The sequence below is a fragment of the Actinoplanes sp. NPDC049802 genome (genome assembly GCF_040656595.1).
Classification (GTDB): Bacteria; Actinomycetota; Actinomycetes; order Mycobacteriales; family Micromonosporaceae; genus Actinoplanes.
The window spans coordinates 1-13,144 of the sequence record NZ_JBFAMR010000084.1; the positions used below are offsets into that span (position 1 = coordinate 1).

The 13,144-nt window shown below is 71.6% G+C and carries 12 protein-coding genes; 2 read left to right on the top strand and 10 right to left on the bottom strand.

Annotated elements, in window-relative coordinates; genetic code table 11:
• On the bottom strand, positions 1-568 hold a 568-nt coding region (locus AB0I88_RS35210), incomplete at its 3' end, for a pyruvate formate lyase family protein (RefSeq protein ID WP_361034946.1).
• Between the two features lie 8 nt (positions 569-576).
• Positions 577-2,556 (bottom strand): ATP-binding protein, encoded by a 1,980-nt coding sequence (locus AB0I88_RS35215; RefSeq protein ID WP_361034949.1) that lies wholly within the window; start codon positions 2,554-2,556, stop codon positions 577-579.
• A 107-nt stretch (positions 2,557-2,663) separates the two neighbouring features.
• Between AB0I88_RS35215 and AB0I88_RS35220 the strand changes: the two genes are divergently transcribed.
• Positions 2,664-3,053, top strand: a complete 390-nt coding sequence (locus AB0I88_RS35220) for an ATP-binding protein (protein WP_361034952.1) — start codon at positions 2,664-2,666, stop codon at positions 3,051-3,053.
• A gap of 12 nt (positions 3,054-3,065) precedes the next feature.
• Here the strand turns inward: AB0I88_RS35220 and AB0I88_RS35225 are convergent, their stop codons facing one another.
• Entirely contained in the window at positions 3,066-4,250 is a 1,185-nt protein-coding gene (locus AB0I88_RS35225) for an ATP-binding protein (protein ID WP_361034955.1), read from the bottom strand.
• Between the two features lie 193 nt (positions 4,251-4,443).
• Between AB0I88_RS35225 and AB0I88_RS35230 the strand changes: the two genes are divergently transcribed.
• Complete coding sequence (locus AB0I88_RS35230; RefSeq protein WP_361034958.1) at positions 4,444-5,601, top strand: response regulator; 1,158 nt, start codon at positions 4,444-4,446, stop codon at positions 5,599-5,601.
• Between the two features lie 8 nt (positions 5,602-5,609).
• Here the strand turns inward: AB0I88_RS35230 and AB0I88_RS35235 are convergent, their stop codons facing one another.
• The 7 genes from AB0I88_RS35235 to AB0I88_RS35265 all read right to left on the bottom strand — a co-directional run bounded on the left by AB0I88_RS35235 (position 5,610) and on the right by AB0I88_RS35265 (position 12,939).
• Entirely contained in the window at positions 5,610-6,005 is a 396-nt protein-coding gene (locus AB0I88_RS35235; RefSeq protein WP_361034961.1) for an Hpt domain-containing protein, read from the bottom strand.
• Positions 6,006-6,056: 51 nt separating this feature from the next.
• The gene (gene rhaI / locus AB0I88_RS35240) at positions 6,057-7,208 is read right to left on the bottom strand and encodes an L-rhamnose isomerase (protein ID WP_361034964.1); all 1,152 of its coding nucleotides are present in this window, start codon (positions 7,206-7,208) and stop codon (positions 6,057-6,059) included.
• Positions 7,205-8,236 (bottom strand): ABC transporter permease, encoded by a 1,032-nt coding sequence (locus AB0I88_RS35245; RefSeq protein ID WP_361034967.1) that lies wholly within the window; start codon positions 8,234-8,236, stop codon positions 7,205-7,207. Before AB0I88_RS35245 ends, rhaI begins: the two co-directional genes overlap by 4 nt.
• On the bottom strand, positions 8,233-9,228 hold the full coding sequence (locus AB0I88_RS35250; RefSeq protein ID WP_361034970.1) for an ABC transporter permease: 996 nt from the start codon (positions 9,226-9,228) through the stop codon (positions 8,233-8,235). The genes AB0I88_RS35245 and AB0I88_RS35250 overlap by 4 nt, the downstream gene beginning before the upstream one ends.
• Positions 9,225-10,727: a sugar ABC transporter ATP-binding protein gene (locus AB0I88_RS35255; protein WP_361034973.1), complete on the bottom strand. Its 1,503-nt coding sequence runs from the start codon at positions 10,725-10,727 to the stop codon at positions 9,225-9,227. The genes AB0I88_RS35250 and AB0I88_RS35255 overlap by 4 nt, the downstream gene beginning before the upstream one ends.
• Before the next feature lie 3 nt (positions 10,728-10,730).
• Positions 10,731-11,759, bottom strand: coding sequence for an autoinducer 2 ABC transporter substrate-binding protein (locus AB0I88_RS35260; protein WP_361034976.1), 1,029 nt, complete (start codon positions 11,757-11,759; stop codon positions 10,731-10,733).
• Positions 11,760-12,288: 529 nt separating this feature from the next.
• On the bottom strand, positions 12,289-12,939 hold the full coding sequence (locus tag AB0I88_RS35265) for a DUF3618 domain-containing protein (protein WP_361034979.1): 651 nt from the start codon (positions 12,937-12,939) through the stop codon (positions 12,289-12,291).
• Positions 12,940-13,144 lie beyond the last annotated feature (205 nt).

Sequence of the window (13,144 nt, forward strand, 5' to 3'; positions counted from 1 at the left end):
TCAGGTGGTCCACGCCGTAGAGGGCGACCCGGCGGTAGTCGCCGATGATGCGGCCGCGGCCGTACGCGTCGGGCAGGCCGGTGATGATGTGCGACCGGCGGGCGGCGAGCACGTCGGCCGGGTAGGCGTCGAAGACACCGGCGTTGTGGGTCTTGCGGTAGTCGGTGAAGATCTTGCGCACCTGGGGGTCGAGTTCCCGCCCGTACGCCTTCAGGCCGCCCTCGACCATCCGCAGGCCGCCGGTCGGCATGATGGCGCGGCGCAGCGGGGCGTCGGTCTGCAGGCCCACGATCAGCTCGGTGTCCCGGTCGATGTAGCCGGGCCCGTGCGCGGTGATCGACGCCGGGGTGGACGCGTCGGCGTCGTAGATGCCGTTCGCCCGCTCCTGGACGAACATCGCGGACAGCTTGTCCCAGATCTGGGTGGTCCGGGCGGTCGGCCCGGCGAGGAAGCCGGCGTCGCCGTCGTAGGGCCGCACGTTGTCGTGGATGAAGCCGGCGACGTCGATCCCGGTGCGCCACGAGGCTCCGGCGAAGCCGCGCCACGCGTCCTTGTTTCCTGCCTGCATGACCCCTCCTATTGGTTCCCCTCAAGGGTGTCGGTGCGGCGTCCCGGGCGTGCAGGGCCATTGGTCCCGGGACGGCGGGGAAGCCGGACCGTGGCGATCGTGCCGCCGCCCTCGTTCGCGGCCAGGGTGATGGTGCCGCCGTGCAGCTCGGCGATCGCCCGGCTGAGAGCGAGCCCGAGCCCGGCGCCGGGGATGCCGCTGTGCCGGGCGTTGGTGGCGCGGTAGAGGCGGGCGAAGAGCCGGTCGTGTTCGCCGGCCGGGATGCCGATGCCGTTGTCCGAGACGGTCAGCACGGCGGCGTCGTCGTCGGCGGTCAGCGTCACGCGTACCGCGTCGCTGTCCGGACTGTACTTGACCGCGTTGCCGATCAGGTTCTCGGCGACCTGCCGCAGCCGGTTGCGGTCGCCGGGCACGGTCAGCCGGTCCGGCAGCTCCGGCCGTACCGAGAAGCCCGCCGCGGCGGCCTCCACCACCGCGGCCAGGTCCACCTCGGTGATGGTGAGCTGGGCGTGCCCGGACTCCAGGGCGGACAGGTCGAGCAGGCGTTCGACCAGGGAACGCAGCCGGGCGTTGTTGCGCTCGATCACCACCAGCATGTCGCGGACCTCGCCGACGGTCGTCTCGTCGGGCTCCTCGGAGATCAGGTCGGTGTAGATGCCGATCGAGGTGAGCGGGGTGCGCAGCTCGTGGCCGACCAGGGCGATGTACTCGCCGATGCTGGCCGCGAGCTGGCCGGCCAGCTCCTCGGCGCGGCGTCGTTCCAGGTAGGCGCCGACGTGCCCGGCGATGCCGGTGAGCAGGACGGTCAGTGCCGGGTCCGGGTCCTGGTGCTCGAGGGTGAAGCAGCTGAGCACGCCGACGACCTTCTCGGCGCTGCACACCGGCACGGCCAGAGCGGCCCGGTAGTGGCCGGCCTCGATGAAGCTGGGCAGCACCGGCACGTCGGGCGCCTGGAGGTCGGGCACCCAGATCGGCTCGCCGCGCTCCCAGCAGGAGCCGGCGAGCCCTTCGCCGCGGTCCAGGACCGGCGGCAGCGTTATCGGCGGGGAGCCCGGTACGAGGTGGGTGGCGGCCGGGCGCAGCCGGTCGGTGACCGGGTCGACCAGCCACAACCGCAGGTACGGCCAGCCCAGCCCGGCGGCCATGGCGCGCAGCACCTCGGCGCCGGCGCGGGCCGTGTCGGGGGCGTGGACCAGGGCTTTGAGGACGTCGCTCTTGCACTGCTCGTACTGGCGCTGGTGGTGTTCGGCGGTGACGTCGTGCACCGCGGCGACCGCGCCGAGGACGTGGCCGGCGGCGTCGCGGACCGGGCGGGCGTTGATGGCGAACCAGCGCGGACGGTCCTGCCGGTCGTGGGCGAGCACCTCGTCGTGCCGGATCTCCTCGCCGCGCAGCGCCCGGTAGAGGGCCACGTCGTCCGGGCGCAGCGGGCTGCCGTCGTGGCGGCGCAGGCCGAACCGCGCGGCCCACTCCCGGGCCGGCACGCCGAGGCTGTCGTCGCCGAAGAAGTCACGGACCGCCTGGTTGATCACCACGAGCCGGCCCTCCAGGTCGCAGGCGACCACCCCGGCGTCGAGGCTGCGCAGCAGCGCCTCGGTGAAGGCCGGGTCGTGCCGGGCCCCGGCCGGCGCCGCCATGCAGGCGCGCAAAGTCTCGGTGAGCTCCTTGACGCTGAACGGCTTGGGCACCACGGCGACGGCCTCGGCCTCGGCCAGGGTGGTGTCGCCGGGTGGCAGGTAGGCGGTGATCAGCACGACCGGAACGTCCGCGGTGGCCGGGTGTTCGCGCAGCGCCCGGCACATCCGGATGCCGTTCAGGTGGGGCATGTCGACGTCCGCGACGATCAGGTCGGGCCGGTGGGTGACGGCCGCGGTCAGGCCGGCCCGGCCGTCACCGGCGAGCACCACCCGGTGACCGAGGCGGCGGACCACCTCGGCGATGACCGCCTGGTGTTCCTGGTTGTCCTCGACGATGAGCACCGCTGCCATACCGAAAGCCTAAATCATCGTAAACAAGGCAATACGGACAACGAAGTTTCGTGGCCCCGGACCGCGGGGTACTGTGCGCCCGCAAGCCGGCTACTCGTGGGGTAAGCATGTCCGAGCTGACCGCCCATCTCGACGTCCCGCTGGGACGCAGCGCACCAGCCGCCGCCCGCCGCGCCGCCACCGCGGTGCTCGCCGGGTGGGGATTCCGCGACACCGACTGGGTGGACGCCTGCGCCGTCGTCGTCAGCGAGCTCGTCACCAACGCCGTCCGGCACGGCGGCGGCCTGATCGAGCTGAGCCTGGAAGCGCACGGCGGCCGGGTGACCGTGTCGGTCGCCGACGGCTCCTCGGTGGTGCCCCGCCGCCGCGACCCGGACGGCATCGGCGGGCGGGGGATCGCCCTCATCGAGGCGCTCTCAGCGGGCTGGCACGTGGAGAACCACCACGGCGGCAAACGGGTCCGGGTCGAGCTGGAGCCGTACCCGGAGGACTGCTAGCCCGCCCTCGCCTCATCCGGGCAGGGACATCCTCGCGGTGGCGCCACGGCCACGACCGCCCGACTCGACGGTCAGGATGCCGTCGTGGGCCTGCATGATCCGGTCGGCGATGCTCAGACCCAGGCCCACACCGGGCACGGCCTGGTCACGGGCGTGCCCGCCACGGTAGAAGCGCTCGGTGACATGCGGCAGCTCGTCCGCGGGAATGCCGGCGCCGGTGTCGATCACCTCGAGGACGGCGCCGGAGACGCGTACCGTCACCGTCCGGCCCGCCGGGCTGAACAGGATCGCGTTGCGGACCAGTTGCTCGGCCGCCTGACTGAGCCGGGTGAGGTCGCCCGGCACCCCGGTCGTCAGCGGACCGGTCTCGATGACCACCGGCACGTCCCGCTGCGCCGCCTGGGCCCGGCAGGCCGCCACCGCCGCCTCGGCGACCGTGGCCAGGTCGGTGGTGGCCCGCAGCAGCGGCAGCGGGGCGCCCGCCGGGCGGGTGCCGGCGAGCAGGTGGTCGACCATCCGCACCAGGCGCTCGCCGTTGCGCTGGATCGGGTCGATGAGCATCCGGTACGGCGCCAGCTCCTCGTTGTCGACCAGCAGCTCCAGATAGCCCTGGATGGTGGTGACCGGGGTGCGCAGCTCGTGCGAGACGGTCGCCACGAAGTCCTCCTCGCGGCTGATCGCCCGGGACAGCTCGTCACCGACCTCGGCCAGCAGCCGGCGGTTGCGCAATGCCGCGAGATGCCCGGCGGCCTGCCCGGCCAGCGTCCGCAGCAGATCCATCTGCCGGTCCCCGGCGGTACGCGGCTCGTCGTCCAGGACGCACATGGCGCCCAGGGCGTGCCCGTCCTCGTCGATCACCGGCACACCGGCGTAGAACCGGATGTTCGGAGCACCGGCCACCGTGTCCCAGTCCCGGTACGCCGGATGCGCCAGCGCGTCCTCGACGACCAGGGCGAGCCGCCGGTCGACCACCTGGCCGCAGAAGGAACCGGACCGTGGGCCGCCGTCACCGGGCACCCCGGTGTTGCCGGCGAACCAGTGCCGGTCCCGGCCGATCAGGGTGACCGCCGCCATGGGCGTGCCGAACACCGCGCCCGCCACCCGGGTCAGCTCGTCGAGCACCACGGGACGCGGAGCGTCGAGCAGGTGATAGCTGTGCAGGGCCGCCAGGCGGGCGTCCTCCCGTACCGCACTCACGGTCGCATCCGTTTCTCCCAGGCGTCCGGCGGGTTCTCCGCGATGACTCGTGGATCGCATTTCGGCGCGCGGTGGGACCAGGTTGAGAAGTTCACGCCGGGAGAAACGGCGGCCGGCCTATCGCTCAGCAGCGGCGCGGGCGCGGCGATAGGGACCACGTACCACGACCGCCGGTAAGGCGAAGGAGGCCACAATGCGGACCGAGCTGTACCGGTCGGGTGACACCGACAGCGGCAAGCCCGCCGTTCTGCTCGTCGACGACGAGGAGAGCGTCCTCGCGACGCTCTCGCTCCAGCTGGGCCGGGACCACCGGCTGCTGCTCGCCGCCGACGGCGAGGAGGCGCTGCGCCGGCTCGCCGAGCACGGGCCGGTCGCCGCGGTGGTCAGCGACATGCGGATGCCCGGGATGGACGGCATCGAACTGCTCGGCCGGATCCAGATGGAGTACCCGGACGTCAGCCGGATCCTGCACACCGGCTACGGCGACATGAACACCGCCATCGCCGCCATCAACTCCGGCGGCGTCTACCGCTTCCTGCCGAAGCCGGCCGGACGGGCCGACGTGTTCGACACCGTCAAGTCCGCGGTCGCCCGGCACGACCAGGCGATGGCCGAGCGCAAGATGCTCGACACCACCCTCAGGACCAGCGTGCAGGCCCTCTTCGGGATCCTCGAACTGGCCAGCCCGGTCGGGTTCGCCCGGGCCGGCCGGATCCGCTCGCTGGTCGCCGACCTCACCCACACCCTGGAACTGGACGGGCTGTGGGAGATCGAGGTGGCGGCGATGGCCTCCCAGCTCGGCGCGGTCACCGTGCCACCCGAGGTGCTCAAGAAGCTGGAACAGGGCGTTCCCCTCACCGCCGACGAGCACGCGATGATCAGCGCCATGCCCGGGGTGGTGCTGCCGCTGATCAAGGACATCCCGATGCTCGAGGACGTGGTCGCCACGGTCCGCGGGCTGGCCGGCGAGGCGCCGCCGCCGGGTGGCTGGTCCGCCCTGGTGGAAGGCGCGATCAGCGTGGTCCGGGCGGCCATCGAGTACGAGACGGCGGAGAGCCGCACCGGGTCGGCGGCCAGCGCCGTCGCGATGCTCACCGAACGCGGGAAGGTCGCCCCGCACGTGCTCGAGGCGCTGCGCCGGCTCAAGGGCGTCGAGGGCACGCCGAGCGCGCCGCAGGCGTACGCCATCTGTGAACTCCAGGTCGGGATGCGCCTGGCCGAGGACGTGATGGCGGTCAACGGCCTGGTGCTGATCGGCCGCGGCACGGTGGTGACCGAGGTGATGCTGGACCGGCTGGCCAACTTCTCGCGGGTGGTGGGCCTGATCGAACCGGTGCTCACCGCCGCCTGAGCCGGAGTTCACACCTCGTACTCGGCGGTGACCGCCCGGACCGCCAGCAGCGCGCCGTCGGCTTCGGCCCGCAGGCGGTCCGCGGCCGGGCCGGGATCGGCGACGACACCGGCCCGGGCCTGGTCCTCCAGGGCGGCGCAGAACGCGGCGAGATCAGCCGCCCCGATGTTGGCGGCCGACCCCTTCAAACCGTGCGCGTGGTCACGCACCGGCCCCGGGTCGCCGTCGTGCAACAGCCGCACCAGCAGGTCCACCGCGTCCGGGGCCTTCGAGACGAACGAACGGAGCAGCCGGAGCACCAGAGCCAGCTCGGCCGGTGACGGATCCGCCTCGACCAGGTCGGCGAGGCGGGCCCGCACACCGGCCACCCGGGCCTGATGTTCCGGCTGCGTGGCGGTCTCCATCCGCTCATCGTGCGCCCGGACGGACGGTGCCCGGGGCCGATTCGCGGAGGATCACGCTCCCCAGCCCGCCTGCGTCCCACCGGCCCGCTCGGCGGCGGCGCTCTGCGCGTACCCCGTCGCCTGGAAGGCCTCGACCGGATCCCGCGGCAGGCCCCGCGCCTCCCGCCGGTCCGCGAGAGCGGACCGCACGTCGGTCTCGTAGGCGTCCATCAGCACCTGGTGCGCGCCCAGCACGTCACCGGCGCGCTGCGCGGCGGCCAGCGCCTCCTGGTCCACGAGCAGCGCCTTCGCCAGCGCCGACTCGACGTTGAGGACCGAGCGGATCTGGCCCGGGATCTTCTCCTCGATGTTGTGACACTGGTCGAGCATGAAGTTGACGCCCGACTCGGGCCGGTGCGCGCCCGCGGCCACGATCTCCGACATGATCCGGAACAACTGGAACGGGTCGGCCGAACCCACGATCAGGTCGTCGTCGGCGTAGTAGCGCGAGTTGAAGTCGAACGCGCCCAGCCGGTTCTGCCGGATCAGCTGCATCACGATGAACTCGATGTTCGTGCCCGGGGCGTGATGGCCGGTGTCCAGCACCACCGTCGCCCTCTGTCCGAGCGCCAGGCAGTGCAGCAGCGAGGTGCCCCAGTCCGGGATGTCCATGCTGTAGAAATACGGCTCGAAGAACTTGTACTCGAGCAGCATCCGGTGGTCGCCGTCCATCGCGCCGTAGATCACGCCCAGCGACTCGGCCAGCCGGTCCTGCCGACCGCGCAGCGAGTCCTGGCCCGCGTAGTTCAGGCCGTCCGGCAACCAGATCTTCAGATCCGTCGAGCCGGTCTGCCGCATCACGTCCAGGCATTGCAGATGGTGGTCGATCGCCTTGCGCCGGACCGCGGCGTCCGGGTGACACAGCGAGCCCAGCCGGTAGTCGTCGTCCTGGAACAGGTTCGAGTTGATCGCGCCGATCCGCACACCCAGCCTGTCGGCGTGCTCCCGCAAGCCGGACCAGTCGTCGACCAGATCCCACGGGATGTGCAGCGAGACCCGGTTCGCCAGCCCGGTCACCCGGTTCACCTGCGCGGCATCCGAGATCTTCTCGTACGGGTTCCGCGGGCCACCGGGACGGGTGAACACCTTGAACCGGGTGCCCGAGTTGCCGTACGCCCAACTCGGGACCTCGATGGTGAACCCGTCGAGTCCGTCGAGGTTCATGATCCACTTCCTCCGTACTTCCTGTTGGTGAGCCCGTTCAACAGCGCGGCGAAGACCAGGACCGCGCCCAGGGCGAGGAGCTGGTACTGCGAACCCTCGTTACCGACCAAGGCGAGCAGGATGCCGGCGTTGAGCCAGACGATGAGCAGCGTGGCCAGCACCACCCCGGACACCCGGCCGATACCGCCGGTGATCGCCACCCCGCCGAGCACGGCGATGGTGATGGCGGGCAGGGCCATGCCGTTGCCGGAGACCCCGGCGTCCGGGCGCGCCGAGGCGAACTGGCCCACGGTCACCACGGCCACCAGACCGGAGATCAAACCCGCATAGACGTACGCCTTGAAGCGCGTGTCCTTCACCGGCAGACCCGCCCAGCGAGCGGCGACGTCGTTGGTGCCGATCGCGTAGAGCCGTCGCCCGTACGCCGTCCGGGCCAGCAGCACCCAGACCGCGATCACGGTCGGCAGCAGGAACGTGAAGATGCCCAGCGGCACGTCGGGGACGTACTGGCCGAACAGCGGCAGCTCCACCGGCCGGCTCATCGAGAACAGCCGCTGAATCGGTTCGGTGCTGATCGGCTGCTGGTCGTTGATCACGATGGCCAGCGACTTGTACGCGTAGAACGTCGCCAGCGTCGCGATCAGCGCCGGGAACCCGATGTACGACACCAGGAACCCGTTCACCGCGCCGAGCAGCGCCCCGAAGCCGGCCGTCGCCAGGATCGCCAGCCACAGCGGCCAGCCCCACTGGCCGTACCCGAATCCGAAGACCATCCCGGCCAGGCTCACGATGGCGCCGACGCTCAGGTCGATGCCGCCCCGGCCGGACAGGATGACCAGCATCTCCGCCAGACCCAGCATGGCCAGCGGAACGGCGCTGATCAGACTGGCCGACATGTAGTCGAAGTCGTACGGCGCGGTCAGGTAACCGCCCAGGTCGTTGATGAAGAACGTCACCACGACCACGACGATGAGGACCGCCAGCAGCGCGATCCGCTGCGTGAGAAGTATCCGGACCGCCCTGCTCACCGGTTCCTCCTCGCCCGGGCGCGCAGCAGGTCGGCGCCGACCGCCACGATGATGAAGATGCCGACGAACAGGTCGGAGAGCTGCGAACGCCAGCCCAGCTGGGTCACCCCGGAAGCCACCGACTGCACCAGCAGCGCCCCCAGCAGGGTGCCGAGCACCGAGCCACGGCCACCCATGATCGAGGTGCCGCCGATGACCACCGCCGCGATCACCGCGAGCTCCTTGCCGGCGCCGACCGACTGGTCCAGCGTCGAGGTGCCCTGCGCGATCACGAAACACGAGGCCAGACCGACCAGCAGACCGGTCAGCACGTAGGCCAGCAGGACCCGGCGCTGCACGCGGACACCGGCCAGCCGGGCCGCCTGCGCGTCCCCGCCGATCGCGAAGAAGTGCCGCCCACCCGCCGTGTGCCGCAGCCACCACCAGGCCGCCGCGGTGAGCAGCACGGTGATCAGGAAAGCGTGCGGTACGCCGAGCGTGCGCCCGTCCGGCCCGCGCCCGAAGAACCCCAGCGTGCCGGGGATCCCGTTCACCGTCCCGGAGCCGAAGATCCGCAGGCCCACGAACAGGAACAGGTTCGCCGTACCGAAGGTGATGATGATCGCGTGCACCCGGCCGTACGCGATCAGCACACCGTTGACCAGGCCGAGCAGGCCGCCCACCGCGACCGGCAGCAGCACCGCGACACCGAGGTTCACCTCGGCCCCGACCAGCGCCTTCGCGGTCAGCACCGAACACACCATGATCGCGCCACCGACCGACACGTCGATGCCACCCGTGATGATCACGATGGTCATGCCGACGCCGACAAGCGCCACCGGGGCGGTCGCCACCAGCAGCGGCTGGATCGAGCCGGCCGTCAGGAACGCCGGAGTGCTCACCGCCAGCGCGGCCCAGAGCACGGCGATCACGCCGACCAGCACGATCTCCTGACCGGTGACCGGCGCGGGCAGCACCCGCTTCCTGATCTTCGCTTCCGCCACCGCGGTCATTCGCCGCCTCCCGCGGCCGCCGCCAGCAGGTCCACCTGACTGGCGTCCGGACCGAACTCGTCCGTCGTCGTACCGCCCCGGACCACCTGGATGCGGTCGGCGATGCGCAGCGCCTCCGGCAGATCCGAGGTCACCACCAGCACCGCGGTGCCCTCCTCGGCCAGCTCGGTGATCAGGCGGTGGATCTCCTCCTTGGCGCCCACGTCCACACCCTGCGTCGGCTCGGCCAGGACCAGCACCTTGGGCCGCTCCACCAGCTGCCGGGCCAGGACCACCTTCTGCGCGTTGCCACCGGACATCGCGTTGATCGGCTGGCGCTCGTGCGGGGTCCTCACCGCGAGGCGCTCGATCAGGTCCCTGGCCACCGTCCGCTCACGCGCCCGGTCGACCCAGACGTGAAGCTTCGAGAACAGCCGGAGATGACCGGCCGAGATGTTGAAGGCGATCGACTGGAAGCCGAACATGCCCTCGACCTTGCGGTTCGCCGGCAGCAGGGCGATGCCCAGGCGCTGCGCGTGCCCGGGACTGCGGATGTCGACCCGACTCGAGTCGACCAGCAGCTGTCCCTGTGTGGCGCGATCGATGCCGTAGACGCAGGCGGCGATCTCCGACACACCGGAGCCGACCAGGCCGTACAGGGCGACGATCTCCCCGGCCCGGACGGCCACGTCGACGTCACGGAACTTGCCGGCCCGGCTCAGGCCGCGCAGCTCCAGCACCGCCGGTCCCTCCGGGACCACGCGTTGCGGCCGGGCGTCCGAGATCTCCCCACCCACCATCAGGTGCGCGATCTGCCGCACGCTCAGATCCTTGATCGGGTACGTGCCGATCGTTCTGCCGTCACGCATCACCGTCACCTCGTCAGCGATCCGGAACAGCTCGTCCAGACGGTGCGAGATGTAGACGACCGCGACGCCCGCGGCGGTCAGCCGCCGGACCACGTCGAAGAGCACGTCGATCTCGGCGTCGGTCAGGATCGCCGACGGCTCGTCGAGGATCAGCACCTTCGCGTCGGCGGCCAGCGCCTTCGCGATCGAGACCTGCTGCTGCTCGGCCACCGAGAGCGTGCCGACCTCGGCGGTCGCGTACCGCTCCGGGAGGCCCAGCAGCTCCAGCAGCTCGACCACCCTCGCGTTCTGCGCGGCCCAGTCGACCCGTCCGGCTCTCTTGAGCTCCCGCCCGAGAAAGATGTTCTCCGCCACCGTCAGCTCGGGGAACAGCTGCGGCTCCTGATAGACGGTGGCGATACCGAGCGCGATGGCGGCGGTCGTGCTCCTTATGTCGGCCGCCACGCCCTCGAACTCGATCTCACCCGAGTCGGCGACCTCCGCGCCGGCCACGATCTTGATCAGCGTGGACTTGCCCGCGCCGTTCTCGCCGACCAGGGCGTGCACCGTCCCCGCCCGTACCGTGAAATCAGCGTGCTGAATGGCCCGGACCGCGCCGAACCGCTTGGCGACAGCGGTCAGGCGCAGCCGGGGCGTCGTCTCGTCGGTCATCGATCAGTAGTTGAACTTGTCGACGTTCTCGTCGGTGATCGCCAGAGCCGGGCCGAGCAGCAGCATCTTGTCGGCCTCGGTGTAGGCGACCGCGGGCAGCTCGCTCGACACGTTGTTCGTCGCCGCGAACGGCTTGCCCTGCGCGATCTGGGCGCCGGCCCACGCGGTCAGGTAGCCGAGGTTCTCCACGTCCCAGAGGATCGCGGCGCTCGACGACTTGTCCTTCAGGTACGGCTTCATCGCCTGCGGGGTGCCCAGTCCGACCGTGAAGACCTTGCCGATCTTGCCGGCGTCCTTGACCGCCTGCGCCACACCCGGCGCGGACGAGGTGCACTCGCCGACCAGGCCGGTCAGATCCGGGTGCGCGTTCATCAGGTCGGTCGCCATCTGGGTGGCCTTCGCCTGGTCCTCACCGGCGTAGACCACGTCGACGATCTCCGCCTCCGGGTACTTCGTCTCGGTGTACTCCCGCTGCACCTTGATCCAGGCGTTCAGGTTCTCCGCGGTCTGGCCGCAGGAGACGATCGCGTACTTCCCCTTGCCGCCCATCTCCTCGAGCAGCGCGTCGGTCAGGCCCTCACCGATGCCCTGCGCTGTCGCCTGGTTGACGAACACCTCGCGGACGCTGCTCGGCGCGTCGGTGTCGGCGGTCGCCACGTGGATGCCGGCGTCCTTGGCCTGCTGGAGCAGCGGAGCCATCGAGTCCGGGTCGTTCGGGGCGACGATCAGCGTGTCGACCTTCTGCTGGATGTAGGACCGCACGATGTCGGCCTGCGCGGCCGCGTCCGCCTGCGTCGGGCCCTGGTAGAGCCACTCGACGTTGCCGAGCGCGGCGGCGGCCTCCTTGCCGCCCGCGTTCATCGCCTCGAAGTAGGGGACACCCTGAAGCTTCGGGACGAAAGCCACCTTGTACGTCTTGTCGCCGGCCCCGCTGGACGCGGCGGTGTCGGTGTCGTTCTTCTTGGTGCAACCGGACAGGGCTATGGCGGCCGTCGTGGTGAGCACGACGGCGGCGGTGAACCGAGGACGCATGGGAAGCCTCCGGAAGAGGGGTTCTTGAAACGTTCTAGCCGAGGTGTGACTCACGTTACGAGTCAGTTAGGGTAGGGTCAAGAGTCGATTCTTCCGGGGCCATTGACCCTGGCTCCTGGTAGGCCGATTGGCCCGTGGCGTCTCGTGAGACGTTTCAAGGACTGTGACCGTCGGTGCCGGCGGCAGCTCCGCGTCCTGGGGTTGCCGGCTTGCGGCCTATCGGGCTGTGCAAGGGGAGCCGCTTCGGTCGGGCAGCACCGCCGGTGCCGGTGCCGGGCCGAGACGGTGCCGAGGCGGTGCTGGGCCGCGGCGGTGCCGGGCCGAGACGGTGCCGAGACGGTGCCGAGGCGGTGCTGGGCCGAGACGGTGCCGGGCCGAGACGGTGCCGAGGCGGTGCCGGGCCGAGGCGGTGCCGGGCCGAGACGGTGCCGGGCCGAGACGGTGCCGAGGCGGTGCCGGGCCGAGGCGGTGCCGGGCCGAGACGGCGACGGGCCCCGCCGCAGATGCGGCGGGGCCCGTCAACGGTCGGTCAGCGGCGTCTCCGGGCGACGCCGACGGCGATCGCGGCGACCGCCATGACCGCGCCCGCCAGGGCATACCGTTGCCGTCTCGCGGGCACCCGGTCCGGAAGAGCGCCGATCGCCGACGACGCGCGCCCGCGCATCGTGCTGATCGCCTCGGACGCCCGGCGGGGCAGCGTGCCGACCGCGGTGGTGGCGCGCTCCGCCGCGTCGGCGGCCGTTTCGGCCAGATGCGCGCCGGTCTCCGCGGCGGACTGCCTCATCCGGCCGTGCTCGGCCGGACCCGTCGTCCGGTCCCCGTGCTCCTCCTGCCGGGTCCTGCCGGTCAGCGAACCCATCGCATCGCTCGCGGCCTCCTTGAGGCGCGCCGGCTCCGCCTTCGCCGCGAGGTTGCCGGCCGTCTCCGCCAGCCGGCCGCCCTTCTCCGCGACCGTCGCGGCGATCTGGTTGCCCTTGCCCGCGACGGCGTCCGAGATCTGGCTGCCCTTCTCGGCCGCCGCCTGCTTCACCCGGCCCGGCACGTCCGCCTTCGCGGCCAGGGCCGCCGCCGTCTCACCCAGTTCGGCCCGGGTCTGCTCGATCTCGGCCCGCAACGCCTCGGCCCGGTCCGACCCGTCCCCGCCCTCGCCGGAGCGGGCCCTCTCGGCCGCGGCGCGCATCTCCTCGTCCTGCCGGTCCCTGCCCGCCTCGCCTCCTGCGACCGAAGCCGGTGACGGTGCGGAATCGGGTGCCTCACCCGTACCCGATGATGTCGCCTGTCGGCCGGAGGCGGAACCGGCCGTCTCGGCCGGCACCGCGCCACCAGCGATCTTGACAGTGGGGGTCGGAGCGGACCCGGACATCGGAGCGCTACCGGGACGCACT

Excerpts from the sequence above, each read along its gene's own strand:
- AB0I88_RS35215 (WP_361034949.1), bottom strand. The coding sequence starts at position 2,556 with ATGGCAGCGGTGCTCATCGTCGAGGACAACCAGGAACACCAGGCGGTC.
- AB0I88_RS35220 (WP_361034952.1), top strand. The coding sequence starts at position 2,664 with ATGTCCGAGCTGACCGCCCATCTCGACGTCCCGCTGGGACGCAGCGCA.
- AB0I88_RS35230 (WP_361034958.1), top strand. The coding sequence starts at position 4,444 with ATGCGGACCGAGCTGTACCGGTCGGGTGACACCGACAGCGGCAAGCCC.
- AB0I88_RS35235 (WP_361034961.1), bottom strand. The coding sequence starts at position 6,005 with ATGGAGACCGCCACGCAGCCGGAACATCAGGCCCGGGTGGCCGGTGTG.
- rhaI (WP_361034964.1), bottom strand. The coding sequence starts at position 7,208 with ATGAACCTCGACGGACTCGACGGGTTCACCATCGAGGTCCCGAGTTGG.
- AB0I88_RS35250 (WP_361034970.1), bottom strand. The coding sequence starts at position 9,228 with ATGACCGCGGTGGCGGAAGCGAAGATCAGGAAGCGGGTGCTGCCCGCG.
- AB0I88_RS35255 (WP_361034973.1), bottom strand. The coding sequence starts at position 10,727 with ATGACCGACGAGACGACGCCCCGGCTGCGCCTGACCGCTGTCGCCAAG.
- AB0I88_RS35260 (WP_361034976.1), bottom strand. The coding sequence starts at position 11,759 with ATGCGTCCTCGGTTCACCGCCGCCGTCGTGCTCACCACGACGGCCGCC.
- AB0I88_RS35265 (WP_361034979.1), bottom strand. The coding sequence starts at position 12,939 with ATGCGCGCCGCGGCCGAGAGGGCCCGCTCCGGCGAGGGCGGGGACGGG.